At 70.3% G+C, this 26,573-nt stretch carries 29 protein-coding genes; 16 read left to right on the top strand and 13 right to left on the bottom strand.

The features are described from left to right. The first annotated feature begins 17 nt into the window (after window positions 1-17). Complete coding sequence (locus tag ACQ7HM_RS00335; protein WP_434214284.1) at window positions 18-1,244, top strand: polysaccharide pyruvyl transferase family protein; 1,227 nt, start codon at window positions 18-20, stop codon at window positions 1,242-1,244. On the opposite strand, the gene rsgA is transcribed toward ACQ7HM_RS00335, so the two are convergent. Both rsgA and aroA read right to left on the bottom strand, forming a co-directional pair. Further along, a complete protein-coding gene (gene rsgA / locus ACQ7HM_RS00330; RefSeq protein ID WP_434215582.1) occupies window positions 1,229-2,239 on the bottom strand; it encodes a ribosome small subunit-dependent GTPase A in 1,011 nt (336 codons plus the stop codon). The genes ACQ7HM_RS00335 and rsgA overlap by 16 nt on opposite strands. After that, entirely contained in the window at window positions 2,236-3,534 is a 1,299-nt protein-coding gene (gene aroA / locus ACQ7HM_RS00325) for a 3-phosphoshikimate 1-carboxyvinyltransferase (protein ID WP_434215581.1), read from the bottom strand. The genes rsgA and aroA overlap by 4 nt, the downstream gene beginning before the upstream one ends. A 90-nt stretch (window positions 3,535-3,624) precedes the next feature. Here aroA and soxR point away from each other — a divergent pair, with 90 nt between their 5' ends. Further along, window positions 3,625-4,101, top strand: coding sequence for a redox-sensitive transcriptional activator SoxR (gene soxR / locus ACQ7HM_RS00320; RefSeq protein ID WP_434214283.1), 477 nt, complete (start codon window positions 3,625-3,627; stop codon window positions 4,099-4,101). 11 nt (window positions 4,102-4,112) lie between these two features. On the opposite strand, the gene ACQ7HM_RS00315 is transcribed toward soxR, so the two are convergent. Then, window positions 4,113-5,225, bottom strand: a complete 1,113-nt coding sequence (locus tag ACQ7HM_RS00315) for a hypothetical protein (RefSeq protein WP_434214282.1) — start codon at window positions 5,223-5,225, stop codon at window positions 4,113-4,115. A gap of 161 nt (window positions 5,226-5,386) precedes the next feature. On the opposite strand from ACQ7HM_RS00315, the gene ACQ7HM_RS00310 reads away from it, so the two are divergent. Next, a complete protein-coding gene (locus ACQ7HM_RS00310; protein WP_434214281.1) occupies window positions 5,387-6,505 on the top strand; it encodes an SMP-30/gluconolactonase/LRE family protein in 1,119 nt (372 codons plus the stop codon). Between the two features lie 21 nt (window positions 6,506-6,526). Here ACQ7HM_RS00310 and ACQ7HM_RS00305 read toward each other — a convergent pair whose 3' ends face one another. Further along, window positions 6,527-6,934, bottom strand: a complete 408-nt coding sequence (locus tag ACQ7HM_RS00305) for a DUF5313 family protein (protein ID WP_434214280.1) — start codon at window positions 6,932-6,934, stop codon at window positions 6,527-6,529. A 15-nt stretch (window positions 6,935-6,949) separates the two neighbouring features. Next, window positions 6,950-7,540 carry a hypothetical protein gene (locus ACQ7HM_RS00300; protein ID WP_434214279.1) on the bottom strand — a complete coding sequence of 197 codons (591 nt, stop codon included), beginning with the start codon at window positions 7,538-7,540 and terminating at the stop codon, window positions 6,950-6,952. On the opposite strand from ACQ7HM_RS00300, the gene ACQ7HM_RS00295 reads away from it, so the two are divergent. Then, a complete protein-coding gene (locus tag ACQ7HM_RS00295) occupies window positions 7,539-8,375 on the top strand; it encodes an SOS response-associated peptidase (RefSeq protein WP_434214278.1) in 837 nt (278 codons plus the stop codon). The two genes, ACQ7HM_RS00300 and ACQ7HM_RS00295, sit on opposite strands and share 2 nt — an antisense overlap. Before the next feature lie 6 nt (window positions 8,376-8,381). Here ACQ7HM_RS00295 and ACQ7HM_RS00290 read toward each other — a convergent pair whose 3' ends face one another. After that, window positions 8,382-8,903: an aminoacyl-tRNA deacylase gene (locus tag ACQ7HM_RS00290; protein ID WP_434214277.1), complete on the bottom strand. Its 522-nt coding sequence runs from the start codon at window positions 8,901-8,903 to the stop codon at window positions 8,382-8,384. A gap of 169 nt (window positions 8,904-9,072) precedes the next feature. On the opposite strand from ACQ7HM_RS00290, the gene ACQ7HM_RS00285 reads away from it, so the two are divergent. Both ACQ7HM_RS00285 and rsrA read left to right on the top strand, forming a co-directional pair. After that, window positions 9,073-9,882: a sigma-70 family RNA polymerase sigma factor gene (locus tag ACQ7HM_RS00285; RefSeq protein WP_434214276.1), complete on the top strand. Its 810-nt coding sequence runs from the start codon at window positions 9,073-9,075 to the stop codon at window positions 9,880-9,882. Next, window positions 9,879-10,193 (top strand): mycothiol system anti-sigma-R factor, encoded by a 315-nt coding sequence (gene rsrA, locus ACQ7HM_RS00280; RefSeq protein ID WP_434214275.1) that lies wholly within the window; start codon window positions 9,879-9,881, stop codon window positions 10,191-10,193. Before ACQ7HM_RS00285 ends, rsrA begins: the two co-directional genes overlap by 4 nt. 78 nt (window positions 10,194-10,271) lie before the next feature. Here rsrA and ACQ7HM_RS00275 read toward each other — a convergent pair whose 3' ends face one another. Next, window positions 10,272-10,346 carry a 50S ribosomal protein bL37 gene (locus ACQ7HM_RS00275; protein WP_369758845.1) on the bottom strand — a complete coding sequence of 25 codons (75 nt, stop codon included), beginning with the start codon at window positions 10,344-10,346 and terminating at the stop codon, window positions 10,272-10,274. Window positions 10,347-10,581: 235 nt separating this feature from the next. Here ACQ7HM_RS00275 and ACQ7HM_RS00270 point away from each other — a divergent pair, with 235 nt between their 5' ends. Together ACQ7HM_RS00270 and ACQ7HM_RS00265 are read left to right on the top strand one after the other, a co-directional pair. Further along, window positions 10,582-10,797 (top strand): biotin/lipoyl-binding carrier protein, encoded by a 216-nt coding sequence (locus ACQ7HM_RS00270; RefSeq protein ID WP_055792405.1) that lies wholly within the window; start codon window positions 10,582-10,584, stop codon window positions 10,795-10,797. A 53-nt stretch (window positions 10,798-10,850) separates the two neighbouring features. Next, window positions 10,851-12,341: a sensor histidine kinase gene (locus tag ACQ7HM_RS00265; protein WP_434214274.1), complete on the top strand. Its 1,491-nt coding sequence runs from the start codon at window positions 10,851-10,853 to the stop codon at window positions 12,339-12,341. A 78-nt stretch (window positions 12,342-12,419) separates the two neighbouring features. Here ACQ7HM_RS00265 and ACQ7HM_RS00260 read toward each other — a convergent pair whose 3' ends face one another. Then, window positions 12,420-12,677, bottom strand: coding sequence for a WhiB family transcriptional regulator (locus ACQ7HM_RS00260; protein WP_045823614.1), 258 nt, complete (start codon window positions 12,675-12,677; stop codon window positions 12,420-12,422). A 283-nt stretch (window positions 12,678-12,960) separates the two neighbouring features. Then, window positions 12,961-13,956 (bottom strand): diacylglycerol/lipid kinase family protein, encoded by a 996-nt coding sequence (locus ACQ7HM_RS00255; protein ID WP_434214273.1) that lies wholly within the window; start codon window positions 13,954-13,956, stop codon window positions 12,961-12,963. A 116-nt stretch (window positions 13,957-14,072) separates the two neighbouring features. Here ACQ7HM_RS00255 and ACQ7HM_RS00250 point away from each other — a divergent pair, with 116 nt between their 5' ends. Continuing rightward, entirely contained in the window at window positions 14,073-14,573 is a 501-nt protein-coding gene (locus tag ACQ7HM_RS00250; protein ID WP_434214272.1) for a hypothetical protein, read from the top strand. Window positions 14,574-14,591: 18 nt separating this feature from the next. Here the strand turns inward: ACQ7HM_RS00250 and ACQ7HM_RS00245 are convergent, their stop codons facing one another. After that, a complete protein-coding gene (locus ACQ7HM_RS00245) occupies window positions 14,592-15,230 on the bottom strand; it encodes an acid phosphatase (protein ID WP_434214271.1) in 639 nt (212 codons plus the stop codon). Window positions 15,231-15,392: 162 nt separating this feature from the next. Between ACQ7HM_RS00245 and ACQ7HM_RS00240 the strand changes: the two genes are divergently transcribed. Further along, the gene (locus ACQ7HM_RS00240; RefSeq protein ID WP_045823610.1) at window positions 15,393-16,187 is read left to right on the top strand and encodes a ParA family protein; all 795 of its coding nucleotides are present in this window, start codon (window positions 15,393-15,395) and stop codon (window positions 16,185-16,187) included. Between the two features lie 3 nt (window positions 16,188-16,190). On the opposite strand, the gene ACQ7HM_RS00235 is transcribed toward ACQ7HM_RS00240, so the two are convergent. Continuing rightward, window positions 16,191-17,495, bottom strand: coding sequence for an Rv3212 family protein (locus ACQ7HM_RS00235; protein WP_434214270.1), 1,305 nt, complete (start codon window positions 17,493-17,495; stop codon window positions 16,191-16,193). Further along, window positions 17,492-19,132: a DEAD/DEAH box helicase gene (locus tag ACQ7HM_RS00230; RefSeq protein WP_434215580.1), complete on the bottom strand. Its 1,641-nt coding sequence runs from the start codon at window positions 19,130-19,132 to the stop codon at window positions 17,492-17,494. The genes ACQ7HM_RS00235 and ACQ7HM_RS00230 overlap by 4 nt, the downstream gene beginning before the upstream one ends. A gap of 342 nt (window positions 19,133-19,474) precedes the next feature. On the opposite strand from ACQ7HM_RS00230, the gene ACQ7HM_RS00225 reads away from it, so the two are divergent. Next, complete coding sequence (locus ACQ7HM_RS00225; RefSeq protein WP_434214269.1) at window positions 19,475-20,248, top strand: ferritin-like fold-containing protein; 774 nt, start codon at window positions 19,475-19,477, stop codon at window positions 20,246-20,248. Window positions 20,249-20,371: 123 nt separating this feature from the next. Continuing rightward, window positions 20,372-20,611, top strand: a complete 240-nt coding sequence (locus ACQ7HM_RS00220) for a DUF3107 domain-containing protein (RefSeq protein WP_434214268.1) — start codon at window positions 20,372-20,374, stop codon at window positions 20,609-20,611. Between the two features lie 17 nt (window positions 20,612-20,628). Here the strand turns inward: ACQ7HM_RS00220 and ACQ7HM_RS00215 are convergent, their stop codons facing one another. Next, window positions 20,629-21,318: a TetR/AcrR family transcriptional regulator gene (locus ACQ7HM_RS00215; protein WP_434214267.1), complete on the bottom strand. Its 690-nt coding sequence runs from the start codon at window positions 21,316-21,318 to the stop codon at window positions 20,629-20,631. A 47-nt stretch (window positions 21,319-21,365) separates the two neighbouring features. On the opposite strand from ACQ7HM_RS00215, the gene ACQ7HM_RS00210 reads away from it, so the two are divergent. The 4 genes from ACQ7HM_RS00210 (at window position 21,366) to ACQ7HM_RS00195 (ending at window position 26,548) form a co-directional block, all read left to right on the top strand. Further along, window positions 21,366-22,397: an alpha/beta fold hydrolase gene (locus ACQ7HM_RS00210; protein ID WP_434214266.1), complete on the top strand. Its 1,032-nt coding sequence runs from the start codon at window positions 21,366-21,368 to the stop codon at window positions 22,395-22,397. Window positions 22,398-22,560: 163 nt separating this feature from the next. Then, complete coding sequence (locus ACQ7HM_RS00205) at window positions 22,561-23,793, top strand: DUF3152 domain-containing protein (protein WP_434214265.1); 1,233 nt, start codon at window positions 22,561-22,563, stop codon at window positions 23,791-23,793. Window positions 23,794-23,816: 23 nt separating this feature from the next. Then, complete coding sequence (gene moeZ / locus ACQ7HM_RS00200) at window positions 23,817-25,052, top strand: adenylyltransferase/sulfurtransferase MoeZ (protein ID WP_434214264.1); 1,236 nt, start codon at window positions 23,817-23,819, stop codon at window positions 25,050-25,052. A gap of 2 nt (window positions 25,053-25,054) precedes the next feature. After that, complete coding sequence (locus tag ACQ7HM_RS00195; RefSeq protein ID WP_434214263.1) at window positions 25,055-26,548, top strand: MFS transporter; 1,494 nt, start codon at window positions 25,055-25,057, stop codon at window positions 26,546-26,548. Window positions 26,549-26,573 lie beyond the last annotated feature (25 nt).

Below are 26,573 nucleotides of genomic sequence, written 5' to 3'. Positions count from 1 at the left end.
TCGACCGCCTTCTCGTGATGTTCGACCCGCGGCGTCGACGTCGCGGTGACCGCGCACTGATCTATCTCATCGGTCCGGCGGGCCATCCCAACTTCGGCGACGAATTCATCGCACGTACCTGGCTGCGTCATCTCGCGTCAGTGCGCCCCGATGCCCGTGTCGTCCTCGACTGCCACACCCCGGGACAGGCGTCGATCCTGCTGCACGGGGCGCATCCCGACGTCACCTTCGTCGACACGGTGTGGCGCCTGACCGCGGGACTCGAGGATCAGTCCTTTGTCACTGCCGTGGATTTCGCCGAACGTGTGGTCCGGCAGCCGGGAATCCTGCCCCTGCTCGTCGACGGCATCGAGTTGCTCCGTTCGGCCCGGTCGATCCACCTGATCGGAGGCGGATACCTGAACTCGTTGTGGCGCAGGCACCTGTCGATCCTGGCGGCAGCGGTGACCGTCCGTCGGGATCACGGTTGCCCGGTGTATCTGACCGGGCAGGGCCTGCTGCCGACCGGAGACGCCGAACACATCGCCATGCTGCGCTCGCTGGTCTCGCAGACCTCGAGGGTGGACGTGCGGGACCGGGAGTCCGGGGACCTGATCGGCGACGCGGCCGCCTCGCGGACCGTGACAGGTGACGACGCGTGGCTGGGCATCACCCGCCCCGGGGTCTACAGCACTGGGTCGATCGCCACCGATCGCACCTACATCGTCTGTGCGCAGACACACCTGATGGATCCCGGTACGGGTGTCGACGTGAACTCCACGGACCCGTCGGTGGTCGACCGCCTCGAGCGGGAGGTCGCGAGCCTGGCCGAAGCCTGGGGTATGACCGCGGCCAACACCTGTTTCGTGGAGGCGATGCCGGGCGACGACGGTGTGCTCCACCGGCGTTTCGCGGCGACGATGCCCGGACTCCCGCTGATCCCGTTCACCGAGCTGTGGCGTCACGGGTTCCCGGCGCGGCCCGAGCAGGTGTGGATCACGACCCGGTTCCATGCCCACCTGGTGGCCGCGGCGCGCGGGGCCTCGGGTGTCGTGATCACCGGCCGATCGGACTACTACCCGATCAAGCACCGTTCCCTGCTCGATCAGGGATCACGCTGGGAGGTGCATCCGTTGTCGGACGGCGCGAACGGCGTCGAGGTGCCCGAGAGACCGCCATCGAGCGGCGGTTTCGCCCCGGACGTCGCGCGGGAGCTGACCGCGGGCAAACGGACCCTCGCCGACGCTCTCTATCCGCCCCGATGAGAATCGTGGCCCTCGGTGTGGACCACCGCACGCAGCAGTGCCCGGACCGCCTCGACTCGGCGCTGCGCTTCTCCGGTCAATGTGTCGAGCGCACACTCGGGATCGGTGGGTGGCCCCAGATGTGTACAGCCGCGCGGGCATTCGTCGATGGCGTCGCGTAGGTCGCCGAACGCGTCGACGAGGTCGTCGGGTGCCACGTTGGCCAGTCCGAACGATCGGATGCCCGGGGTGTCGATGACCCATCCCTGGTGCCCGGGCAGCTCGAGCGCCACCGACTGTGTCGAGGTGTGCCGCCCCTTGCCGACCCCCGACACCACGCCGGTCGCCCGGTAGGCGTCGGGCACCACGCGGTTGACCAGCGTCGACTTGCCGACGCCCGAATGCCCGATCAGCGCGCTCACGTGACCGCGCAGCGTGTCGAGGACGGGTTCGAGGGGGTCGTCGCGTCCGGCGACGAGCACGGGCAGGTCGAGGTCGGCGAACGCCGCGCGGAACTCGTCGGCGTCGGCGAGATCGGATTTCGTGAGACACAGGATGGGCGACAGCCCGCCGACGTAGGCGGCGACGAGAGCACGCTCGACGAAGCCGGTCCGCGGCGGCGGGTCGGCGAGAGCGGTGACGATCAGCAGTTGCGAGGCGTTGGCGACCACGACCCGCTCGTAGGGGTCGGTGTCGTCGGCGGTGCGCCGCAGCACCGATGAGCGTTCGTCGACGCGCACGATGCGCGCGAGGGTGTCGACGGTCCCACTGAGGTCGCCGACCACCCCGACCCGGTCGCCGACGACGATCGGGGTGCGGCCGAGTTCGCGGGCGCGCATGCAGACGACACGGGTGGCGTCGGGTCCGTCGAGGACGCAGCCCCACCGGCCGCGGTCGACCGAGATGACCATCCCCTCGAGGGCGTCGTCGTGCGCCGGCCGCGTCTTGGTGCGCGGACGGCTGCCCTTGCCCGGACGGATCCGGACGTCGGTCTCGTCGAGTTCGCGGCCGCTCAGGGCTGATCCGTCCCGGCGACGGCACCGACGTCCCCCATGGACCCGGCGAGCATCTGCTGCCACATCGCAGGGAAGTCCGGCATGGTCTTGGCCGTGCAGGCGATGTCGTCGACGGTCACGCCGTCGACGACGAGGCCGAGCAGGGCGCCCGCCGTCGCCATGCGGTGATCGGCGTAGGCGTGCCACGAGCCGCCGCGCAGGGGTGCGGGTTCGATGCGCAGTCCGTCCGCGGTCTCGGTGCACCGCCCACCGAGGCGGTTGATCTCGGTGCTCAGGGCGGTCAGCCGGTCGGTCTCGTGACCGCGCAGGTGCGCGATCCCCGACAGCACCGAGGTCGAGTCGGCCAGTGCGCACAGCGCCGCGATGGTCGGCGTCAGCTCGCCGATGTCGTGCAGGTCGGCGACGAGCCCCGAGAGCCGGCGCGGACCGCGGACGGTCAGGACGCCCCCGTCGTTCTCGTCTCGGTCGACCGATGCGATGGCGCCCATCTCGACGAGGACGTCGACGATCTGCGCGCCCGGCTGGGTCGTGTGGTCGGGCCACAGCGGGACGCAGATCTCGCCGCCGGTGGCCGCCGCGGCCGCGAGGAACACCGCGGCGTTGGAGAGGTCGGGTTCGATCCGGCGGTCGACGGCGGCGACCGGCCCGGGGGCGACGCGCCACGTGTTCGCCGCGCTGTCGTCGACGAAGACCCCGGCCGACCGCATCATCTCGATCGTCATGTCGATGTGTGGTTGCGAGGGAACGGGTTTCCCGACGTGGTGGATGGTGATGCCCGCGTCGAACCGCGCCGCCGAGATGAGCAGACCGGAGACGAACTGCGACGACGACGACGCGTCGATGGTCACCTCGCCGCCGCGCACGGCACCGGTGCCGGCGATACCGAAGGGGAGCGCGTGGCCGTCCACCGCGACACCGAGGTCGCGCAGCGCGGAGAGGATGGTGTCGACGGGACGCGCGCGCATCTGCTCGTCGCCGTCGACGGTCACCGTGCCGCGGGCGAGCGCGGCCACCGGCGGCACGAAGCGCATGACGGTCCCGGCCAACCCGCAGTCGATGTGTCCGCCGGTGAGCGCGCCAGGGGTGATGGTGACCGTGGTCGGGTCGGAGGGGTCGGGGGCCACCGTGACGCCGAGAGTGCCGACCGCGTCGAGCATGAGGTCGGTGTCGCGGCTGCGCAGGACGCCGGTCAGGGTGCTCGGGGCGTCGGCGAGTGCCGCGATCACGATCGCGCGGTTGGTGATCGACTTCGAACCGGGCACGCTCACCGTGGCGGCGACAGGGCGAGCGGCCATCGGTGCGGCGTACGGCGCGCGCGGGGTCGGTGAGCTCACGATCCGATTGTCCCACGCGGGGGTGGGGGAGAGGTCGTAGCATCGTCGCCGATGAGCACACCCGCGCAGAGCAAGGAATTCACGGTCGGACAACTCGCCGCCCGCAGTGGTGTGGCGGTGTCGGCGCTGCACTTCTACGAGCGCGAGGGCCTCATCACGAGCCGACGCACCTCGGGCAACCAGCGTCGCTACGCGCGCGACACCCTGCGCCGCATCGCGTTCATCCGTATCTCCGCACGCGTCGGCATCCCGCTGGCGCTGATCCGCTCCGCGCTCGACGAACTGCCGTCGGGTCGGTCGCCGACAAAACGGGACTGGGCCCGCCTGTCGCGGTCATGGGAGTCGGATCTGACGGCGCGGATCGACGAGATGACCCGCCTGCGCGACAACCTCACCGACTGCATCGGCTGCGGCTGCCTCTCGCTGAGCACCTGCGCGCTCGCCAACCCCGGGGATCGTCTGGGACAGAACGCGATCGGGCCCCAGCGGGTGTTCGACCCGCTGGAGCCCGATCGACGCGAGGCCTGAAGCCCGGCGGTCTAGAACGCCGGCTGGACGGATCCGAGCACGCTGACGGTCCAGACCGCGGAGTTGACCGAACCGGCCGGATCGTTCGGTGGCACCACGCCGTTGAGGGTCACCAGGCCGCCGTTGAGTCCGCGACCGTAGTTCGCCGGGAGGGCGAAGCCGCAGGTCTGCTGACGGGACGCGGTGCCGGGCAACGCGCTCTGACGGCAATGGCCACCGTTGGTGGTGGTCAGGTTGATGCCCCGGATGGAGATGGTGAGCATCGCGCCGAAGTCGGGGAGGCCCGGCCTCTGGTAGCAGATCGAGGCGTCGGCGGCGGTGGTCGCCGAGGGCTCGCCCGCGATCGCCCCGGTGGCCGCGTCGACCGAGATCGCGTGGATCTTCGTGGTGCGGACGCCGCCCGGGCAGCCGGCCTCGGCGCCGGCCGAGATCGAGTCGACCTCACGGCCGACCGAGTACTTCACCGACCCGGTGTCGGGGGCCTGCGGTGCCGTCGGGGCGTTCACCGGCGACTTCGGGGTGCCGGTCGTGTAGAAGGTCCAGAGCGATCCGGTGGTGCCGCCGGGCAGCCTGATGGGGTTGGTGACCGAGTTGCTGCTGGCCACGCCGCCGGTCACGCCGGTCGAGTTCGGGTTGATGCGTTGCACGCAGTCGGCGCCGCCGCGACCCTCGGCGATGTAGGGCGTCAGCCCGCAGGGGCCGCTCATCGTGAGCGGTCCGATACCCGGCGCGGTGGCGCGCGAGTACTGCTCGTAGATCGACTGTCCGTCGAGACCGAGTGTGCCGCAGACGTAGATCGGCCCGACGTCGGACTTCGTCGGGTTGGTCAGGAACCCGGTGGTGGGACTATTGGCGAAGGTGTAGAGCCGCGCGTCGAGGCGCTGGAGGACGGTGAACCGACGCGGGGTGCCGAAGTAGGCGTTGCACGCCTCGTCGTCGACGGCGGTGGCCTTCTTGCCGGTGTCGACGGTGCGATAGACGGCGAAGCTGCCCGGCCCGTCGGAGATGGATCCCAGCACGGTGGCCGGCGCGACCGTGGGTGCGGCGGTGGCCGTCCCGGTCACCGAACCGGCGAGGGTCATGGCGGACAACGCCACGACGACGGCGCGCGACAGCGATCTCATTGTTCTTCTCCCGACGATCATCTCCGACAGTGGTCGACGGTCACGATGCCAGAGACATGACAGTTGTTGAGAAAAGCTGTCAAACACCACAACCCGGTCTCGCGATGTCTGGGCGTCGGCGCAGAGACCGCGGGGGCACCCCCGGGGTAGCGTCACCGGTCATGACTCTCCGGGGCACCCAGCGAACCGTCGGTTCGATCACCACTTGTCTTGTCGCGGCAGCGATCTCCGTCGTCGCCTCGTTCGGCGTCGGCGCGGCACCCGCCGGTGCGGCGCCGCAGGCGGGACCGGCGTTGGCCTACGGTCAGGCCCGCGACTTCGCCCGCGTGCCGGCCCCGGGACAACCCGAGGGCATCGCGGTCGACCCCACCGACGGCAGCGTGTGGTCGGGCTCCAACCGGCCGAACTCCTCGGCCGACGTCTGGCACTACGACGCCGCCGGCACACTGCTCACGACCTACAGCCTGATCGGTCACCGCCCCGCCGAGCACGGTGTCAACGGCATCACCCTCGACGGTGACGGCCGGGTCTACGCCCTCGACTACAGCGGTGCGCGCATCGTGCGGATCGATCCGGCCACCGGCGCGCAGAAGGTCTACGCGACCTTCGCCGACCTCCCCCTGTGCTCGGCGGCGCGTGACCGGCCGTGCGAGCCCGGGGCTCTCGACCGCCAGGCATGGCCCAACTGGGCGACCTTCGCCGCCGACGGAACCCTGTACGTCTCCGACCTCGACCAGGCAACCATCTGGAAGGTGCCTGCCGGTGGCGGGGCCGCCCAGATCTGGTACCAGAATCCCGATTTCGCGTCGATCTACAGCCTCAACGGCATGCAGTTCGATGCCCAGGGTCGACTGGTGTTCGTGAACACCCTGTCGGTGTCGAGCCTGCAGACCGCCGGTCACGGCGTCGTCTACCGTCTGCCCGTCACCGCCTCCGGCGCCCCGGGACGACTCGACCGTGTGGCGATCACCGGCCTGGGGGACGGGCTCGTGATCGGGCGCAGCGGCAAGATCTACCTGCCGATCTCCAACCCGCTGGACAACTCCGTGACGGTCGTCGACCCGAACACCGGTGCCACCCTCGACGCGCTGCCGCCGCTGCCGCAGCGATACCTGCGTTCGACACCGTTCGCCACGCCGGCGTCGGCCGCCTTCCGCGGGACATCGTTGATCGTCACCAACCACGCGAACTTCCTCGGGGTGCAGAGCCTGTACGCGCTCATCGAGATCGGGGTCGGAGAGACCGGTCTGCCACTCCACTTCCCGGTCGGCATCGCCTGACCTCCGGGTGATCGCGACCGGTCAGGGCTCTCGACGGTCGCGGTAGATGGCGTCGTAGTCGGCACGCGTGGCGTCGCGGCGGCGTTGCGCTCGGGCGCCGACGAGTTCGGGATCGAGTCCGTTGCTGCGCAGGAGGTGTCGGCGATAGAACGGTGTCAGCGCGATCTGGAAGTAGATCAGCGGGAACAACAGGATGCCGATCATGCCGAGGCGGTAGACGACCGGCCCGGGCACGAAGGCGAACGCGACGAAGATCGGGACGAACGGGAGCAGCCCGCGGGTGACGTAGCGGCGCACATGCCCCGGGCCCACCACATCGCGCCGCACCCATCCCCGCATCGACTCCGGCAACGGCCGACCTGCGAGATAGCGCAGGAACGCGATCGGCCCCGGACGGGCGGGCGAGGGCGACGATGCGGGATCCGACATCGGCAAAACGATACGTCAGTGCGTGAGGATCACCTTCACCGCGACGATCGCCGCGGCCACCACCGCGGTCGCGACGCCGCCGACGAGCACACGCAGGGTCGGTCGCTGACCGCGGATCCGCCCGATCATGATCTCCACCAACGCCATTCGCAAGATCGGGCCGGCCCCGGCCAGCACGAACGCCCAGGTGGGCTCGAGTACGTCGAGCCATCCCAGCGCGAGGAAGAACGCGGGGAACGCGCCGGCCGACGCGATCGGCACGGCATCGCGCAGCTCCTCGAGCGCGACGCGTCGGCGTACCGGCTCCTCGAGGTGGGCCGTCGCCTCGGGAATGCTGTGGCCCGCGACGATCTCGGCGAACACGTGCGCGAGGAACGTCGTCGCGGTCGTGCCCAGCACCACGAGCACCGCCGAGCCGTTCTCGATGGCCGCGGGATCGACGACCACGACCGCGGCCAGCGCGAGCAGGGTGCCGTAGATGTAGGCCGACAGCCGCGCCGACGCCCGCTCCGGCGACAGCGGTCCGTTCGCGCGACTGAGGAGTCGGTGGACACCACCTGCTCGGCGCTGACGTCCGGCCGGTCGCGGTGACACCATGGAGCCCATGTGTGGACGTTATGCGGTGACCACCGATCCCGCGCTGCTCGCGGCCGAACTCGATGCCATCGACGAGGTCACCCCGAACCGACCCGCCTCCGACCCCCTCGCGAATGACGCCGGTTCGGACGCCGCCGCCGACGACCCGCGGCCCCCGGCGGCGCCCGGGGTGAACTACAACGTCGCGCCCACCACCACGGTGATGACCGTGGTGCGCCGCCACGACCACGACGACCCCACCGACGACCCGGCGCTCCGCGTGCGCGCGATGCGATGGGGACTGGTCCCGGCGTGGACGAAGGACCTCGCGAAGTCTCCGCTGCTGTTCAACGCCCGCGCCGAGAGCGTCGCCGAGAAGGCGTCGTTCAAGACCTCGCTGAAGGGTCGGCGGTGCCTGGTGCCGATGGACGGCTGGTACGAGTGGCGCAAGGGGACCGGGCCCGACGGCAAGCCGTCGAAGACGCCCTACTTCATGTCGCCGGTCGACGGGACGCGGCTGTTCATGGCCGGTCTGTGGACGACCTGGCGACCGAAGGACGCCGACCGCGACGCGCCCCCGCTGATGAGCTGCACCATCATCACCACCGATGCCGTCGGGCCGCTGCGCGACATCCACGACCGCATGCCGCTGGTGATGCCCAGCGATCACTGGGATGCCTGGCTCGACCCCGACAACCCGCCCCCGACCGCACTGTTGGCGCCGCCGTCGGCGCAGCTGGTCGAGGCCATCGACCGACGCGAGGTGGCCTCCTTGGTCAACCGCGTGGCCAACAACGGTCCCGAACTCCTCGATCCCGTCGACCCGTCGGGGGAGCAGCTCCCCGAGCAGGGAACCCTGCTCTAGCAGGCCTCAGGTGCAGATGTCGGCGACCACCGCGTCGGTCAGTCGCCGCAGGTCGGCGGGGGCGAGTTCGATCTCGAGTCCGCGACGCCCCGCGCTGCACAGCACCGTCGGCCACGCGAGTGCGGACGAGTCGATCACCGTCGGTGACACCGTCCGCCTGCCCAGCGGCGACACCCCGCCCAGCACATAGCCGGTCACCCGTTGCGCGGCGGCCGGATCGGCCATCTCCGCCCGGGAGACCGACGGATCCGACAGCGCGGCGACCACCGCCTTCGTCGACAGCCGCCGCGGGACGGGCAGCACCGCCACGGCGAATCGAGCGCGCTGTCGTGCCGCGGCCTCGCCGCCGGACAGTGTCAGGACGAGGGTCTTGAGGATCTGGCCGGCGTCGACCCCGAGGGTGTCGGCGAGATGCTCGACGGCTTCGTCGCCGTAGGACACCGCCCGCGGATCGGCTCGGTAGCGGTGGAGACGGTGTTCGACGCCGGCCCGCTCGGCGGCGGCCACCGCGGGGGTCATCGCGCTCATGGACGCAACGCTAGCGCTGCGGTTACGCGCGCGGTGAACGGAAACGGAACAATCGTGCGCGGGCACGGGTTGTAGCCATCGACATCGTTTCGAGGCGAACGCGGATGATCCGTTCATCGCGCCGTCACCGAATCGAGATGTGTGGACGTGTCGATCAGAAAGGGAGCGGATGAGCGTGCAGCTGATGGACCGCCCGGTGGAGAAGGGTGCGCCGGTGCTGATGTTCGTCGAGACGGGCCCATCGGTAGGCTCGGACGACGGGCGCGCGCACACCGTGGCGCCTCGGACGTCCCGGTACGGGGCAGATCGCGGAGGGACCCTCGTGACCGAATCCGATGCGTCGGTGGTGACAGACGGCGACTCGACACCCGAGGAGACCGCCGAGGAGCGTGGCGCCCGCTTCGAGCGTGACGCACTCCCGCTGCTGGATCAGATGTACGGCGCGGCCCTGCGGATGACGCGCAACCCCGCCGACGCCGAGGACCTCGTCCAGGAGACGTACGTGAAGGCGTTCTCGGCCTTCCACTCCTTCAAGGCGGGCACCAACCTCAAGGCGTGGCTCTACCGCATCCTGACCAACACCTACATCAACGGTTACCGCAAGCGTCAGCGGCAGCCCGCGCAGTACCCGACCGACGAGATCACCGACTGGCAGCTCGCGGCCACCGCGGAGCACACCTCGACCGGTCTGCGATCGGCGGAGATCGAGGCGCTCGACGCGCTGCCCGACGACGACATCAAGTCGGCGCTGCAGGCGCTGCCCGAGGACTTCCGGATGGCGGTCTACTACGCCGACGTCGAAGGCCTGCCCTACAAGGAGATCGCGCAGATCATGGACACCCCGATCGGGACCGTCATGTCGCGCCTGCACCGCGGCCGCAAGCAGCTGCGTGAACTGCTGGCCGACGTCGCCCTCGAGCGTGGCTTCCGCCGCGCCGACCCCGTGTCCGCCGACGGCGCGACGGAGGTGACCCGATGAGCGACACCGGACGGACCCACACCGACGAGCAGACCGCCGACGAGGCCGCCGAGTTCGAACAGCTCGACTGCTCGGCCGTGATCGCCGACGTGTGGCTGCTGCTCGACGACGAGTGCGACCCGCGCGCTCGCGAGCGGCTGCAGTCGCACCTCGACGGCTGTTCGAGCTGCCTCGAGCACTACGGCATCGAATCGCAGCTCAAGAGTCTGATCAGTCGTAAGTGCGGTGGCGATCAGGCTCCGAGTGGATTGCGTGACCGGCTCACCCTCGAGATCCGCAAGACCGTGATCGGGCGTGCCGTCGAGGGCTGATCGACCGCACGCACCGCCGACGACAACAGGGCCGGATCCACCGCGAGGTGGATCCGGCCCTGTTCGTGTCCGAGCTGGTCAGGCGTTGGGGCGCTTGCCGTGGTTGGCGGCATTCTTCTTGCGCGCGCGCTTCTTGCGTCCACGTTTTCCCATGGTGTTCTCCTTCCCGTGCACTGCGATGTGATGGCATCCGAGCGGCGCGACCCGCGTCGGTGGGTACAGGGGATCGATTCTCCCACGACCACCGCGTGAGACCCCAATCGCGCGCATGCGTGACACCGTCCGCCCGGCACCGATCGCCCCGTCGGGGTCTGCGATAGGTTGTCCTCGGAAGCGAGCGGGGGTTCGAGTCGCCGCCACCGGAGAGCCGAGAGCACTGGAGGTCGTCATGGCAGAAGAGGTCGTGGCCGAGATCGTCGCGAGCGTGCTCGAGGTGGTCGTGTCACCCGGACAGAAGATCGAGGTGGGGGACACCATCGTGTTGCTCGAGTCGATGAAGATGGAGATCCCGGTTCTCGCCGAGGAGGCGGGCACCGTCACCGACGTCAAGGTCGCCGTCGGTGACGTGATCCAGGCCGGTCACCTCATCGCCACCATCGACTGACGCACCGCCACGTGTCGGTGAGTGGGCCCTCCCGCGGCACGGGACCCCGGTAGATGTCGACCCTCACCGATCTCCTCGCCGAGCACACGTCGCTGTCGGGCGCCGATGCCGGCCACCTGCAGCGCGTGGTCGCCGAATGGCAGCTCATGGCGGATCTGTCGTTCGCCGACCTGCTGATGTACGTCCCCACCGATTCCGGTGCCCTGATCTGTGTCGCCCAGTGCCGGCCCAACACCGCCCCGACCGTGTTCCCCTCCGATCAGGTCGGTCGTGTCGTCGTCGAGGACGACGACACCTCGCCCGACGCCAACCCGCAGGTCCGCAGGGCGTTCACGAGCGGTCGGATCCTGCGCGAAGAGGACCCGACGTGGTTGGGGCACATCGCGATACGTCGCGAGGCGGTGCCCGTCCGGTTCTCCGGGGAGGTGGTGGCGGCGATCAGTCGGACCGCGAACCTCGCGCAGCTGCGGATGCCCTCGCACCTCGAACTCGCCTATCAGGACTGTGCGAACGACCTGTGCCAGATGATGTCCGACGGCGCGTACCCCCAGAACGAGGGCAACTCACGCGGTCTGTCGACGCCGCGCGCCGGCGACGGGTTCATCCGCGTCGACGACGAGGGTGTCGTGGTGTTCGCGAGCCCCAACGCGTTGTCGGCGGTCCACCGGATGGGATGGACGACGGATCTGACCGGTAATCACCTGACCGATGTCCTCGGTGAGCTGCTCACCGACCGGTTCGAGGCCGACGACACCGTCGCGATGATCCGTGAGGCCGTCGCCGGTGGCTCGGGTCGTCGGATCGAGGCCGATGCCCGGCGGGCCAGCGTCCTGATCCGAACCGTCCCGCTCCGTCCGCGCGGGCAACCGTCGGGGGCGGCGGTCCTCGTGCGCGACGTCACCGAGGTCAAACGCCGCGATCGCGCGCTCATCAGCAAGGACGCCACGATCCGCGAGATCCACCACCGGGTGAAGAACAACCTGCAGAGCGTGTCGGCGCTGCTGCGGCTGCAGGCCCGCCGCACCGAGAACCCCGAGGCGCGCGGCGCCCTCACCGAGGCGGTGCGACGGGTGGCCGCGATCGCGCTGGTGCACGAGCTCCTGTCGGGCAGTGTCGACGAGGAGGTCGATCTCGACGTCGTGGTCGATCAGCTGGTGCCGGTGATGGCCGACGTCGCCTCCGGGGACAGCAACGCCGTGGTCCGCCGGGGCGGCACCCTCGGGGTGCTGCCGTCGGACCTGGCGATGCCGATGGTGATGGTGCTGACGGAGTTGATCCAGAACGCCGTCGAGCACGGCTTCGGCACCGAGGACTCGCGTGAGGGCGAGGTGGTGATCGAGGCCGACCGCAACACCCGCCGACTCGTGGTCACGGTGCGCGACAACGGGGTCGGGCTGCCACCCAGCTTCGACATCCGCGCCTCGGAGCGGCTCGGACTGCAGATCGTCCACACGCTGGTCCGCATCGAACTGGGCGGGACGCTCGATCTCGCGCCCGCCGCCGGCGGCGGCACGGCGGCGGTCCTCACGGTCCCGCTGCGCTGAGATTGTCCGATGCCGGTTGCCCCCACACAGCACAGGGCCCGGCGGTTTCCCGCCGGGCCCTGGTGCGTGTGAAACGCGTCAGACCGTGGTGCTGCGCGTCCGGTTGCGTGCGTTGCGACGCTTGAGTGCGCGACGCTCGTCTTCGCTCATACCGCCCCAGACGCCTGCGTCCTGGCCCGACTCGAGTGCCCACGAGAGGCAGTCGGCGGTCACCGGGCAGCGGTTGCAGACGAGCTTCGCGTCGGCGATCTGGGCGATGGCCGGGCCGCTGGTCCCCACGGGGAAGAACAGCTCCGGGTCCTCATCGCGACAGATTGCATTGTGACGCCAGTCCATGTGCGTGCTCCTTCGATTTCGCGCGTGTGTGATCGCGCCGGTTGTCACTTGTCGTTCATCTGTGCGTACTCAATGTTTCCGCACTGTTGCTTGTGAATGCTTTCACGAATAACGATGAAGTCAATGGTGTCGCGTTAACACGTGGGCAATGTCACTGCGACAACGGGGGTCCGTGGCGAACTCCCTGCACCGTTGTACTACTGTCGGGAACATCCTGCGCTGTCTTCACGACTTTCATGCAGAAACTCACACCCGAATCGCGCTGGTCGGCGCATGTCCCGACTCAGGCGGACAGCGGTGGGGCGACGACCTCGAGACGGTCCGGCACGCACCCGAACGTCGCGGTGGTCCTCTTCCCGACGTGGTCACCGTCCATCTGCACGTCCATCGGGCTGCGCGCCGTCAGGCGGACCGACGCGACGTCGTCGTCGGTCAGGACGTGTCGCGCGTGGGGCCGACGTCCGGTCAACAGCTGCGTGAAGATGCCGAGGTTGCGGGTGACGCTCATCGAGGACGACGCGAACACACCGAGTCCGCACTCGTAGGTGGTGTCGGGATTGGTCCACACCGGCCGGGGGCCGATGAACGTCCACGGGTTGGCGTTGCAGACGAACACGAAGTGCACGTCGTCGATGGTGTCGCGCCCGGGCAGCGACACCGACAGTTGCGGGGGGCGGCGTGACGCGCTGATGAAGCGGCGCACCGTGGTCGCGATGTAGCGGGCGTCGCTGGCCGGTTTGCCCGCACTGCGCTGGTCCTCGATCGAGGCCACCACCTCGGCGTCGACGCCCATACCCGCGTTGAACAGGAACCACCGACCCGGCGCGGCGGTGCGGGGCTGTGTGGCCCCCGGACGTGCCGGGGCCTCGGCCGAGAGGTGCCCGAGGCTGATCCGACGCCGAGACCGTTCGGCCAGCAGCGTCAGCAGTTGTGCGGTGGCCTTCATGGGGTCGGGGTCGATACCGAGCGACCGCGCGAACACGTTGGCGCTGCCGCCGGGGATGACGGCCAGCGCCGGCGCCGGGTTCGGGCCGATCGGTTCCCCGGGCGCGTCGAGCAGACCGTTGACGACCTCGTTCACCGTGCCGTCGCCACCGTGGACGATCACGACCGGGCAGCCCTGCGCGCGGGCGCGCGCCGCGATCTCCCCGGCGTGGCCGCGGTGTGTGGTCAGTTCCACCGTGAGATCGATCTTCGCCGAGAGGGTGTCGGCCAGCGCGTCACGCCCCGCGTCGGTGGTCGACGTCGCGAACGGGTTGACGATCAGCAGGGCACGCACGATCTGCAGAGCCTAGAGGGTGCCGCGAGGGGTCACACAATCGTCGGAGGTCCGACGACGCTCGCAGACGATCGGCGTCCTCCCGGCGCGAGCGTCCGACGAACTACGCTGGACCGGTGAGTCGTACACCTGCCGAGAGTCGTCCGGACACCGGTCCTCCCACCGCGATCCGTCGCGCCGGACTCGTGGTCGCACTCGAGGGCGTCGTCGCCGTGGGCATCGCGATCGTGCTCGCGGTGCACGGCGCCACCGGCGCCGACGAGAGCTTCATCAGCAGCTACGGCACGGCCGGGTGGTTCGCCATCCTGGGTGCGGGCGTGGTGGCCGGTGGCGTCGCACTGCTCACCGGACGACGCTGGGGCCGTGCGATCGCGGTCGTCGCGCAGATCCTGCTGATCCCCGTCGCGTTCGCACTGCTCACCGACAGTGGTCAGCCGTGGTTGGGTGCGCCGCTGCTGGTGGTGGTGGTCATCGTGCTGGGTCTGCTGTTCTCCCCGAAATCGGTGCGGTGGCTCGCCGACGACTACGCGCCGGACGCGCCCGAGGTGACCGACACCCCCGACCCCGACCTCCGCGACCCCGACCTTTCCGACCCCGACGGGGCCGACCGACGCTGAGCGTCGTGGTCGCGACCGTCAGCCGACAGGCCGTGTGGGCCGACCCGCGTCGACGTAGTCCGCGCTGCGGTACCCGGTGATGCCCAACGCCGTGAGCTGCCGTGACTCGCCGTCGAACCCGAGGACGGCGATCGAGGCCGGCAGCATCGTGAAGTGGCGCCCCCGGGCGATCGGCGACCCGATCCATCGCGCCAGCAACGACCGCGAGAAGTGTCCGTGCGTCACCACCACCACGTCGCCCCGGTCGAGCAGCGGGGTGAGCGTGCCGATCACGGTGTCGACGCGGTCGCTCATCTCGTCGGGCGACTCACCGTCGGGGCCGCCGTCGGCGAAGACCGTCCAGCCGGGATCGTTCTCGTGGATCTGGGGACTGGTCAGTCCCTCGTAGTCGCCGTAATCCCATTCGACGAGCAGCGGTTCGACGGTGTCGACGTGCAATCCGGCGAGCTCGGCGGTCCGGCGGGCACGCAGTCGTGGGGAGCTGAGCACCCGCGGGTCGGTGAGCGACAACTCCTCGATGCGTCCGGTGAGGCTGCGGGCCTGTTCGACGCCGGTCTCGGTCAGGTCGATGTCGCTGGATCCGGTGTGCTTCCCGCTCTTGGACCACTCGGTCTCGCCGTGCCGGATGACGATGAGTCGGTGCGTCGCTGTGGCCACGCCGTCATCCTCCCACCGCCGCCGCGCCGCGACCTCGGGGGCATATCCTCATCTCACGAGCCGCCGCCGAGAACGTGCGCGGTGCGCACACACGGCCACCACGCGGCCACCGAGGGGAAATGGGACAGTCATGATCATCCTGCACACCGATCGGGCCCTGCGATGAGCAAGATCCTCGCCGTCGCCAACCAGAAGGGTGGCGTCGCCAAGACCACCACGGTCGCCTCCATCGGTGCCGCCCTCGCCGCGATGGACCTCTCGGTGCTGGTGGTCGACCTCGATCCGCAGGGATGTCTCACCTTCTCCCTCGGTCACGACCCCGACCACCTCGAGGTGTCGGTGCACGAGGTGCTGCTCGGTGAGAGCGACATCGTCGACGCGCTGGTGTCGACCGACGACGGCATGACCCTGTTGCCCGCCACGATCGACCTCGCGGGCGCCGAGGCGCTGTTGCTGATGCGGCCGGGGCGCGAGTACGCACTCAAGCGCGCACTGGCCCAGGTCACGCAGGACTACGACGTGATCCTGCTCGACTGCCCGCCGTCGTTGGGAGTGCTCACGCTCAACGGGCTGACCGCCGCCGACGAGGTCGCGGTCCCGCTGCAGTGCGAGACGCTCGCCCATCGTGGCGTGGGTCAGCTGCTGCGCACGGTCACCGAGGTGCAGCAGATCACCAATCCGGCGCTGACGCTGCTCGGCGTGATCCCGACGCTGTACGACTCGCGCACCACGCACAGTCGTGACGTGCTGGCCGACGTCTCCGACCGGTACGAGATGCCGGTGCTGAGCCCGCCGATCCCGCGCACGGTCCGATTCGCCGAGGCGTCGGCGTCGGGTGCGACCGTGATGACCGGCCGCAAGAACAAGGGGTCGCAGGCCTACCGCGAACTCGCCGACAATCTGTGGCAGCACTGGGACGGCGGCAAGGCACTCGCCACCCTCGAGACCGCGGTGTAGCGCTCAGTTCCCGATCAACATGTGCACGGTGCCGCCGTAGAACATCGCGACGTCGTCGCCGATGGGTGACAGCGTCACCGTGCCGCCCTCGTAGCCCGGTCGCGTCAGCGCGATCGTGCGCGACTGCCGACCGGTCGCCGCCTCGAGCACGGTGATCCCCGACGGCCCGGGCACGATGAGGTCGGTTCCCATGGCGGCCGCGGGTCCGAGCGTCCCCGGCACCTGGTAGCGCGGGGTGAGAGCCGAGGAGTCGAGGATGACGGTGCCCTTGCCGGTGAAGAACGACAGCAGACCGTCGCTGCGGACGGGCACCGAGTCGGCGGGTGCCTGCGCGTCACCGAGCACCTCGTGGGTGCTGCTGAGCACCGCGCCGGTGGTGAACACCTGGATCTGCGGGCCGCCGGCGCCGCCGGAGATGGCACCGCCGGAACCGAGGTACACCGCGACCGACGACGACGACACCGCGACCACTCGCGGTGGTGGCGACGCGGTGCCGCTCGTGATGATCCGCGAGCCGAGCTGCTTGACCTTCTCGTCCTTGTCCTGTGCGGCGGAGAAGATCGACAAGCGGTAGCCCGGTTCGTCTCCACAGCGCTCGATGACGGCGATCTGGTCGGAACCTGTCGCACTCGAGGACATGCGGCATCCGGCGCGCGGCTGGGTGCCGGGTTTCACCGGGGCCGAGACGCGGCCGTACTCGACGCCGCGCACCAGGGTCGACCCCCAGGACTCGAGACGTGTCGGTCCCTGGGAGATCACGTAGTCGGCGTTGGCCGACAGTCGGACCTCGTCGTCGGCGTCGCTGCTGCGGGTGTCGGAGCGGTGACCGTCGTCGGGGTCGAGTGAGGTGACCTCACCGCACCCGCGGCTGTTGCGGTACACCGCGACCACACCGGGGGCGGCCTCCCACCCGTAGATCGCGGCGCACAGGTCGAGGTTGCGTTCGTAACTCCACCGCACCATGCCGGTGGCCGGATCGTGGGCCTCGACGGTGCCGCGGTCGGCGGTGACGACCGCGCTGTCGGTCACGATCGCGGTGGTGCTCGCGCCCGAGGGCGCCGACCATCCCTGGGTGAAGCCCGCCGGGACGGCGACGGCCGGGGTGACCGGGGTGAGCGGGACACCGGCCTGGTCGGAGGTGGTGTGCCGGGACGGACTGACGTACCAGACGACCGCCGCGACGACGATCACCACGACGACGATCATCGCGCTGATCAGCAGGTCGAGGCGCGTGCGCCGTTCGGGCCGGATGGGTGCCCGTGCGGGACCATCCGACGGGGTCGTGGTGTCGGTCCGGGCGTCGCTCACTGCTCGGTGGAGCCCGCAGACGTCGACTCGCCGGCAGTGGCATTCGACGCCGATCCACCGCGACCGCGACGACGCCGACGACGCGGTTTCGTGCCGCCCGCGGAGTCACCGTCACCCGAGGCGCTCGAGGCGGCCGACGAGGACGAGGCGCCCGACGAGGCCGCCTCGGCCGAGGCGGTCTCGGCCTGAGCGGTGGCCGAGGCCATCGCCGCGCCGCCCGACCGGGTCCGGCGACGCTGACGGTCCGCCCGCGGCTCGCGCTTCTCGCGCGGCTCACGCTTCTCGCCCCGCGCGGCCCGCTCGTCGTCCGACGGCTTCGCGCCGGGGACGCGGCCGGTGGCGTCGGCGGGGATGTTCAGATCGGTCCGGAGGTGCTCGGAGCTCGAGTAGGTCTCGACCGGCTCGGGCATGCCGAGTCCGAGCGCCTTGTCGATGGCCGCCCACTTGTGCAGCTCGTCCCAGTCGACGAGGGTCACCGCGATGCCGGTGCGCCCGGCGCGGCCGGTGCGACCGATGCGGTGCACGTAGGCCTTCTCGTCCTCGGGGCACTGGTAGTTGATGACGTGGGTGACGTCGTCGATGTCGATGCCGCGGGCCGCGACGTCGGTCGCCACGATCACGTCGATGCTGCCGTCACGGAACCGTCCGAGGGCCTTCTCGCGCGCGACCTGACCGAGGTCGCCGTGCACCGCTCCGACCTTGAAGCCGCGCTCGCCGAGGTCGTCGGCGACCTTCTGCGCGGTCCGCTTGGTGCGGGTGAAGATCATCGTCGCGCCGCGACCCTCGGCCTGCAGGATGCGCGCGACGACCTCGGCCTTGTCGAGCGCGTGGGCGCGGTAGGCGTGCTGGGTGGTGCGTTCGTGCACCGCCGAGTCGCCCGCGTGCTCGGCGCGGATGTGCGTCGGCCGGTTGAGGAACGTGCGGGCCAGGGTGACGATCGGACCCGGCATGGTCGCCGAGAACAGCATCGTCTGGCGGGCATCGGGCAGGGCACGCATGATCCGCTCGATGTCGGGGAGGAACCCGAGGTCGAGCATCTCGTCGGCCTCGTCGAGGACGAGGATCTGCACCTTGCCGAGGATGAGATGGCCCTGCTGGGCCAGGTCGAGCAGACGGCCCGGGGTACCGACGACGACGTCGACACCGGCCTGCAGCTCGGCGATCTGCGACTCGTACGGGCGGCCGCCGTAGATCGACGCGATCGACAGCTTGCGCTTCGGGTTGGGCTGCGGATCGACGTCGATGCTCGATCCGGCCACCTGCAGGTCGCCGGTCACCTGGATACACAGCTCGCGGGTGGGGACGATGATCAGCGCGCGGGGCGTGCCGTCGAGGGGGCGCAGAGGACCGGTCGACCCGGGGGCGACCTGGGTGATGCGGTGGATCAGCGGGACGCCGAACCCGAACGTCTTGCCCATACCCGTACGGGCCTGGCCGATGAGGTCGTCACCGGCGAGCGCCAGCGGCAGGGTCAGCTCCTGGATGGCGAACGTGTGGGTCTTGCCGTCGGCCTCGAGCGCGGCGACGATCTCGGGGCTCACGCCCAGCTCGGCGAAGGTGGGGGCCACATGTGTCTCGGTGTCGACGACGGTGGTCTGCGGCCCGTCCTGTCCGTCACCGTCGAGGGACTGGGCCACGACGACCACGGGGTCCTCGGTGGTCTCGACGGTCGCGGTGGTGTCTGTCTGGCTGTCGGTACTGATGATGGGTGCCTTCCGATATCACGGAGCACGCACGAAAAGGCTTCACACCGCCACACGGAGAACGCGGTGGGCGGGAGCCGAAAAGATGTTTTGCGGCTCGAGATCGGGCAAGAAGTGCGCGCACATTACTGGGGACGCGCGGGCGGCGGCGCCGAGTGGCAGCGCCTGCACTGCACGTCGTCGCCCATGGTACGTGGTCAGGGGTGTCGACCACGCATCGGTGCCGGTCACCGGCGCCCGCCACGGGGTCGACCCGCCTCGCCTACGATCGGCCCCATGGCCGACCACCCCGTGACCCAGACCACTGGTACGCCCGGTTCCACCGCAGCGTCCTCCGGCGGCCTGCCCCCGTCGACCGCCGATCTCGCGCCCACCCACATCGCCGACGACGCGGAGTTGCCACCGCTGCCCGACGACCACCCCGGCATCACCTCGTTGTTCGGCGTGCTGCTCGCGGGGGAGATCGCCGCGTTCTACCGGCTGACCGCCGAGTCGCAGATGGCCCCCGACATCCGCGGGCGGGTGGCGATGGCGCAGATGGCCGGCGCCGAGATGGCCCACTTCGAGGTGCTCGCCGCCGAACTCGAGCGTCGGGGTCGTGACGTGGTCGACACCGTGGCGCATTACGCGCCGATCCTCGACCGCTATCACGGGTCGACGACCCCCAACTCGTGGTTGGAGTCGATGGTGAAGGCCTTCATCGGTGACGGTCTGGCCGCGGACTTCTACCTCGAGGTCGCCCACACCCTGCCCGGCGACGCCGAGGCGATCGTGCAGGACGTGATGGCCGAGACCGGCCACTCCGATTTCGCCTCCGCCGAGGTGCGGGCGGCGGTCGCCGCCGACCCGTCGCTCACCTCGCCGCTGCGCCTGTGGGGTCGGCGCCTGCTGGGTGAGGCGATCACGCAGGCCCAGCACGTCCTCGCCTCCGAGGAAGACCTGACCGGGTTGCTGTTCAGCGAGGCGTCGGACTTCACGCGCATCTCCACGTTCTTCGAGTCGATCCAGGACCGCCACGCCGCCCGGATGCAGGAACTCGGACTGGGGTGACCCCGTCGCGCCCGGTGCCGGCACCGGCTTTCCGCCCACAGCGGAGCGCGTGCGGTGTGCCGTCGGCGCTCCACTAACCTGGCAACGAAGGCGCCAGACATCCACAGCAGCAGGAGGACAACCGTGACGGTTGACGTGAAGATCGGCATCACCGAGAGCGCGCGCGAGCTGGTGGTGCAGACCGAGCAGACCAGCGACGAGGTCCACGCCGCCGTCGAGTCCGCGCTGTCGGGCAAGGAGGCGCTGCTGCGTCTCACCGACGACAAGGGTGCACGGTTCCTGGTGCCGGTCACCAAGATCGCCTACGTCGAGGTCGGCACCTCCGAGCGTCCGCGCGTCGGATTCGGCGCCAAGAACAGCTGACGGCGCCGACACCGGGTTCAGGACTCGGTGAGGCCGCCTTCGAGAAGCGGCACATGTGACAGCCCGCCCCACAGCAGTTCGACCGTCGTCTCCACGGCGTCGCGCTTGCTGATGGGGCGTTTGGCGTCGAGCCAGTAGCGTGCGTTGACCTGGCTGGCGCCGACGAGTCCGGCGGCGAGCATCCGCGACCGGTAGGGGTCGAGACCGGAGTCGTGCATGACGAGGCCGTAGACCGCGTCGACGCACGCCTCGGTGGCGCTCTCCACGCGGCGGATCGCGGCGGGGTCGAGGGCGTCGGATTCGAAGATCAGCCGGTAGCCCTGATGGTCCTGGTCGATGAAGTCGAAGAACGCCCCGACGGCCGAGCGCACACGCTGCTTGTTGTCGGTCGTGGTCTCGAGCGCCTTGCGCACCTCGGAGACCAACGATTCCGCGTGCTCCTCGAGCACCGCGAGGTAGAGGTCCAGCTTGCCCGGGAAGTGTTGGTACAGCACGGGTTTGCTGACCCCGGCGTGGACGGCGATCTCGTCCATGCCCGCCGAGTGGTAGCCGCGCTCGACGAAGATCTCGCTGGCGGCGTCGAGCAGTTGGACGCGCCGGGCACTGCGGGGCATACGGGTGTTGCGCCGACCGGCGTCGCCGCGGGTGCGTCCGGGGGCAGGGTGCACCGACGAGTCGACGGGTACACGATCAGCGGCGCCTGGCATGGGTAGACCCTACGCGTCACCCCTGCGAGGTGAGGCATGCTGTAGCGGTGTCGACCACCGATCGGACACCGTCCGTACCGCGCTCTCTGCGCGACCAGCTCGCACCGCTCGATCGCACGACACCGCTGTGGCCGGGGGAGCAGGTGACGGCGTCGGGATGGCGCCTCCACGTGCGGCGCGTGCCCCGTCCGGACCCGGTGCGTACGGGCCCCGACACCCCGGGTGTCGACGCCCCGAATGTCGATGCGCCGGTCGGGAGGGCGCTCTACGTCCACGGACTCGGTGGGTCGTCGCTGAACTGGACCGATCTCGGTGAGGTGTTGGCGCCGGTGCTCGACGGGTACGCGATGGACCTTCCCGGGTTCGGGTTCTCCGATCCGCCACCGGGCGGCGACTACTCGCTGACGATGATGACCGACGCGGTCATCGCGGTGCTCGAACACCTCGGCGGTGCGCACCTCGTCGGCAACTCCCTCGGTGGGGCGATCACCGCCCGCGTCGCCGCACAGCGGCCCGATCTCGTCACCACCCTCACCCTCATCTCGCCGGCGTTCCCGGACCTGCGACCCCGCATCAAACGTCTGTCGTTCGTGCCGCTGACCCTGGCGACGGTGCCGCGGGTCGGGCCGGCGGTGTTCGGCTATCTCGGTCGGGTCCACGCCGAGCGGCAGGTGGCGCAGACGTTGCGCGAGATCATGGTGCGTCCGCAGGTCCTCGGTCCGACCCGGATCGCGCAGGCCGTCGAGCACGCCGTCGATCGCGCCGAGCTCCCGTGGGCGCCGGCCGCGTTGTCGGGGAGCCTCAACGCGCTGGTCGCGAGTTGGTTGTGGATGTCGGGTCGCGACCACTGGCGCCGCGCCCGCATGATCACCGCGCCGACGCTGGTGATGTGGGGTGGCCGCGACAAGCTCGTGAGCGCGGCGATCGCGCCGCGGGTGATCCGCACCATCGAGGGGTCGCGGTTGGTGATGTTCGGCGCGGTCGGGCACGTGTGCCAGATGGAGATCCCGTTGGAGACCGCGCGGGAGATCGCCCGCCATGTCGAGATCGCCGATCCCGCCTCGTTGGTGGCCTGCTGAGACCGTCCGTCGGTCCGGGGCGACCCGGACCTGTGCACGTGGCCGCGCGTCCCGGGAACGCCCGCCGAGCTGTGAGATGGTGAACGACGTGAGTGCGCCAGGCGGGGGAGGACCGCCCAGACCGGGTGCGGGGTTCGGTTCGCCCGACCCGCGTGATGCGCCCATGACCGGCGCCCCGGGTCCCGGACAGCACCCCCACCCGCAGGTTCCGCATCCGTCGGGTCCTCTGCCAGCCGGCCGTATGCCGCCGCAGTACGGACCCTCCGGGAACCAGGCTCCGCCGATCCGGCCGTCGTCGCGGGACCGCACGTCGCGCGGGTCGAACGGCCGTGGCCGCCCGCAACGCGACGTGCGCCACGACCTGCTCGCCGACGTACCGTACGACCGCCCCACCGCACCCCGTCCCGACCGTCGACCGATCGAGCGGCAGGTGGCCGAACGCGGCCGACCCGGCGACGATCAGCCGTTGCGCGCGCACTGGGACCCGACGGCCGAGGACCCGCGTGGCCGCCGGGGCCCGCGTCCCGAGCGTCGCAAACGGAGTCGGATCGGGACGTTCGTCGCGACCTATGGATGGCGGGCCTACGCCGTGCCGGTGCTCGCGGTGCTCACCGTGGTCCTCGTCGCGGTGACGCTCGCGGGGACGAGTTCGCCCCCGACACCGGCCGCGCCGGCCCCCGACGCCGCGTCACGCAACACCGACGTCAACTCCGAGACCGCGCCGATCGGTGCCCCGACCGGTGCGGCCGGCGCTGCGACGCTGCCCGCGGGGCAGCTGCCCGACGGCGGTTCGTTCACCACCACCGGCGCGAAGTCGTGGCGCGTCGTACCCGGCACCACGGGTGTCGTGGGTACCGCTCCACGGGTGTACACCTACACCGTCGAGGTGGAGAACGGCCTCGCGCCCGCCGATTACGGCAGCGACTCGATCTTCGCGAAACTCGTCGACACGACGTTGGCCAACCCGAAGAGCTGGATCGGTGGCGGAAAGGTGTCGTTCCGGCGGATCGACTCCGGCACACCCGACTTCCGGGTGTCGCTGACCTCGACCGGGACGACCCGTGAGCTGTGCGGCTACCAGATCAAACTGGAGTCCTCGTGCTACTACCCGCCCGAGGCGCGCGTCACCCTCAACGAGGCGCGATGGGTACGCGGTGCGGTGTCGTATCAGGGCGACGACCTGCTCTACCGCCAGTACGCGATCAACCACGAGATCGGTCACGCGATCGGCTTCGAGAAGCACCAGCCGTGCGGCCAGGAGGGCGCGCTGGCCCCGGTCATGATGCAGCAGAGCTTCGGTGTCGCCAACAGCGACATCATGGCGATCGACCCGGACATGCAGGCCGACCGTGATCTGGTGTGCCGGGCCAATCCCTGGCCGTTCCCCGGGAGCTGAACGGCGTAGCGTCATCGGTGATCATGGCGCCCACCGACACCTCCCCGATGCCGTCCCCGCGGACCACCACCGAGCGGCCGTTGCCGCCGCTCGTCGAACCGGCCGCGGAGCTCACGCGCGCCGAGGTCGCGCGCTACAGCAGACACCTGATCATCCCCGACATCGGGATGACCGGGCAGCGTCGGTTGAAGAACGCCCGGGTCCTGGTGATCGGGGCCGGTGGGCTGGGTTCGCCTGCGCTGCTCTACCTCGCCGCCGCCGGCGTCGGCACGATCGGGATCGTCGAGTTCGACGAGGTCGAGGAATCGAACCTGCAACGACAGGTCATCCACGGACAGTCCGACATCGGGCGGTCGAAGGCGGCCAGCGCCCGAGACTCCATCGTCGAGATCAACCCGTTCGTCACCGTCGAACTGCACGAGCACCGGCTCGAGGCCGACGGGGCGGTGGCGCTGTTCGAGCATTACGACCTGATCGTCGACGGCACCGACAACTTCGCCACCCGCTATCTCGTGAACGACGCCGCTGTGCTGGCGCGCAAACCCTATGTGTGGGGGTCGATCTACCGGTTCGAGGGGCAGGCCTCGGTGTTCTGGGAGCACGCCCCCGACGGTCGCGGGCTGAACTACCGCGACCTCTACCCCCAGGCGCCGCCGCCGGGGACGGTGCCGTCGTGTGCCGAGGGTGGTGTGCTCGGGATCCTCTGCGCGTCGGTCGGTTCCATCATGGGGACCGAGGCGGTCAAGCTCATCACCGGTGTCGGTCGGACGCTGCTGGGTCGGTTGATGATGTACGACGCCCTCGCCATGGAGTACCGGACGATCCACATCCGCAAGGATCCCGAGGCCGCGCCGATCACCGAACTCGTCGACTACGACGCGTTCTGCGGCATCGTCGGCGATGAGGGCGCGACCCCCGTCGGTGCACACGGCGCCGGGTCGGACATCGATGCCGCGGAGCTGCGTCGGCTCCTCGACGCCGGTGAGCCGGTCGCGCTGGTCGACGTCCGCGAACCGGTCGAGTGGGACATCGTCCACATCGACGGCGCGACCCTGATCCCGCTGGGGGAGTTGCTCTCCGGTGAGGCACTCGCCGCGCTGCCGCAGGACCGTCCGACGGTGCTCTACTGCAAGACCGGCATCCGATCGGCGCAGGCGCTGGCCGTTCTGCACCGCGCAGGTCTCGCCGACGCCCGCCATCTGCGCGGCGGGATCGTCGAGTGGGCGCGAGCGACCGACCCGTCACTGCCGGTCTACTGACCATGATCACCCCCGCGCCCGATGCCCCACCGGCCGGTGCATCCGTGGCGCTGTCGTCGGCGCGCGGGCGATGGGTGGTCGCGTGCGCGGTCCTCGGGTCATCGATGGTCCTGCTCGACTCGACGGTGGTCAACGTCGCGCTGCCGCGCATCGCCGACGATTTCGAGGTGGGTCTCGCGCCCCTGCAGTGGACCGTCACCGCCTACATGCTGACCCTGTCGGCGCTCATCCTGCTCGGTGGATCGCTGGGCGACCGGCTGGGTCGTCGACGGGTGTTCGTCGTCGGCGTGGTGGGGTTCGCGGGCGCCTCGCTGCTGTGCGGACTGGCACCGAACGTCGAGGTGCTCGTCGCCGCGCGCGGTCTGCAGGGGATCGGCGGTGCGTTGCTGACACCGGGGTCGCTGGCGATGATCCAGTCGTCGCTGCGCCCCGGAGACCGCGCCCGGGCGATCGGCACGTGGTCGGGACTCGGCGGCGTCGCCGCGGCGCTCGGACCGTTCCTCGGTGGGTGGTTGGCCGACGGTCCCGGCTGGCGATGGGCCTTCCTCCTCAACGTCCCGGTCGCCGTGGTGTGCGTCGCCGTGGCCGTCCGCCACGTCCCCGAGACACGAGACCCGCACGCCTCGAAGCACTTCGACATCGTCGGCGCCGTACTGGGTGCGCTCACCCTGGCCGGTGCGACGTGGGCACTGATCCGCGCCGCGGGCGGCGGCAGTGCGGTCGAGGTCGCCGTGGTGGGGGTCGCCGCCCTCGCGGCGGGGGTGGCCTTCGTCGTGGTGGAGCGCCGTCAACCCGAGCCGATGGTGCCGCCGAACCTGTTCGCGTCACGACCGTTCACCGTCATCAACGTCATGACGTTCGCGGTGTACGCCGCCTTCGGCGGGTACTTCTTCATCGTCGCGCTGCAGTTGCAGGTCGTGGCCGGCTACTCGGCGTTCTGGGCCGGTGCCGCGCTCACGCCGGGGACCCTGCTGATGCTGCTGTTCTCCGCGCGGTCGAGCGCGTTCGCGGCACGGGTCGGCGCGCGGGGTCCGCTCACCGTCGGCGCGCTGCTCTGCGCGACCGGCCTTCTGCTGATGCTGCGCATCGGCCCGCACGCCTTCTATCCGACCGACGTGCTGCCCGGCGCCGCGATACTCGGTGTCGGGATGGTGTTGCTGGTGGCGCCCCTGACCTCGACAGTGCTGGCCGCGGTGGCCGACGACCACGCCGGGCTGGCGAGCGGGGTGAACAACGCCGTCGCGCGCGCCGCCGGTCTTCTCTCGGTCGCCGCGATCCCGCTGATCACCGGGACCCCGGCCGACGCCGGGCTCGGGCCGGCCTTCGACGACACCTTCGACCGCGCCGTCCCGGTGTTCGCCGGCGCACTGGTCGTCGCCGCGCTGCTCGCCTTCGTCGGCCTGCGTCCTGCGGGCGCCGGAGTCGGACGGCGGCATCGCGCCCGACGACCGACCGCCGCGACGGGTAACACGGCCGACCCGCACCTCCCCGGTTAGCAGGCACGAGGTCGGTAATCTCAGC

This window comes from Williamsia sp. MIQD14 (assembly GCF_051025635.1).
Lineage (GTDB): Bacteria > Actinomycetota > Actinomycetes > Mycobacteriales > Mycobacteriaceae > Williamsia_A.
This window is presented reverse-complemented; position numbering and strand designations above follow the sequence as displayed.

Excerpts from the sequence above, each read along its gene's own strand:
- ACQ7HM_RS00335 (WP_434214284.1), top strand. The coding sequence starts at position 18 with ATGTTCGACCCGCGGCGTCGACGTCGCGGTGACCGCGCACTGATCTAT.
- aroA (WP_434215581.1), bottom strand. The coding sequence starts at position 3,534 with ATGGCCGCTCGCCCTGTCGCCGCCACGGTGAGCGTGCCCGGTTCGAAG.
- soxR (WP_434214283.1), top strand. The coding sequence starts at position 3,625 with ATGAGCACACCCGCGCAGAGCAAGGAATTCACGGTCGGACAACTCGCC.
- ACQ7HM_RS00315 (WP_434214282.1), bottom strand. The coding sequence starts at position 5,225 with ATGAGATCGCTGTCGCGCGCCGTCGTCGTGGCGTTGTCCGCCATGACC.
- ACQ7HM_RS00310 (WP_434214281.1), top strand. The coding sequence starts at position 5,387 with ATGACTCTCCGGGGCACCCAGCGAACCGTCGGTTCGATCACCACTTGT.
- ACQ7HM_RS00305 (WP_434214280.1), bottom strand. The coding sequence starts at position 6,934 with ATGTCGGATCCCGCATCGTCGCCCTCGCCCGCCCGTCCGGGGCCGATC.
- ACQ7HM_RS00295 (WP_434214278.1), top strand. The coding sequence starts at position 7,539 with ATGTGTGGACGTTATGCGGTGACCACCGATCCCGCGCTGCTCGCGGCC.
- ACQ7HM_RS00300 (WP_434214279.1), bottom strand. The coding sequence starts at position 7,540 with ATGGGCTCCATGGTGTCACCGCGACCGGCCGGACGTCAGCGCCGAGCA.
- ACQ7HM_RS00290 (WP_434214277.1), bottom strand. The coding sequence starts at position 8,903 with ATGAGCGCGATGACCCCCGCGGTGGCCGCCGCCGAGCGGGCCGGCGTC.
- ACQ7HM_RS00285 (WP_434214276.1), top strand. The coding sequence starts at position 9,073 with ATGAGCGTGCAGCTGATGGACCGCCCGGTGGAGAAGGGTGCGCCGGTG.
- rsrA (WP_434214275.1), top strand. The coding sequence starts at position 9,879 with ATGAGCGACACCGGACGGACCCACACCGACGAGCAGACCGCCGACGAG.
- ACQ7HM_RS00270 (WP_055792405.1), top strand. The coding sequence starts at position 10,582 with ATGGCAGAAGAGGTCGTGGCCGAGATCGTCGCGAGCGTGCTCGAGGTG.
- ACQ7HM_RS00265 (WP_434214274.1), top strand. The coding sequence starts at position 10,851 with ATGTCGACCCTCACCGATCTCCTCGCCGAGCACACGTCGCTGTCGGGC.
- ACQ7HM_RS00260 (WP_045823614.1), bottom strand. The coding sequence starts at position 12,677 with ATGGACTGGCGTCACAATGCAATCTGTCGCGATGAGGACCCGGAGCTG.
- ACQ7HM_RS00240 (WP_045823610.1), top strand. The coding sequence starts at position 15,393 with ATGAGCAAGATCCTCGCCGTCGCCAACCAGAAGGGTGGCGTCGCCAAG.
- ACQ7HM_RS00225 (WP_434214269.1), top strand. The coding sequence starts at position 19,475 with ATGGCCGACCACCCCGTGACCCAGACCACTGGTACGCCCGGTTCCACC.
- ACQ7HM_RS00215 (WP_434214267.1), bottom strand. The coding sequence starts at position 21,318 with ATGCCAGGCGCCGCTGATCGTGTACCCGTCGACTCGTCGGTGCACCCT.
- ACQ7HM_RS00205 (WP_434214265.1), top strand. The coding sequence starts at position 22,561 with ATGACCGGCGCCCCGGGTCCCGGACAGCACCCCCACCCGCAGGTTCCG.
- moeZ (WP_434214264.1), top strand. The coding sequence starts at position 23,817 with ATGGCGCCCACCGACACCTCCCCGATGCCGTCCCCGCGGACCACCACC.
- ACQ7HM_RS00195 (WP_434214263.1), top strand. The coding sequence starts at position 25,055 with ATGATCACCCCCGCGCCCGATGCCCCACCGGCCGGTGCATCCGTGGCG.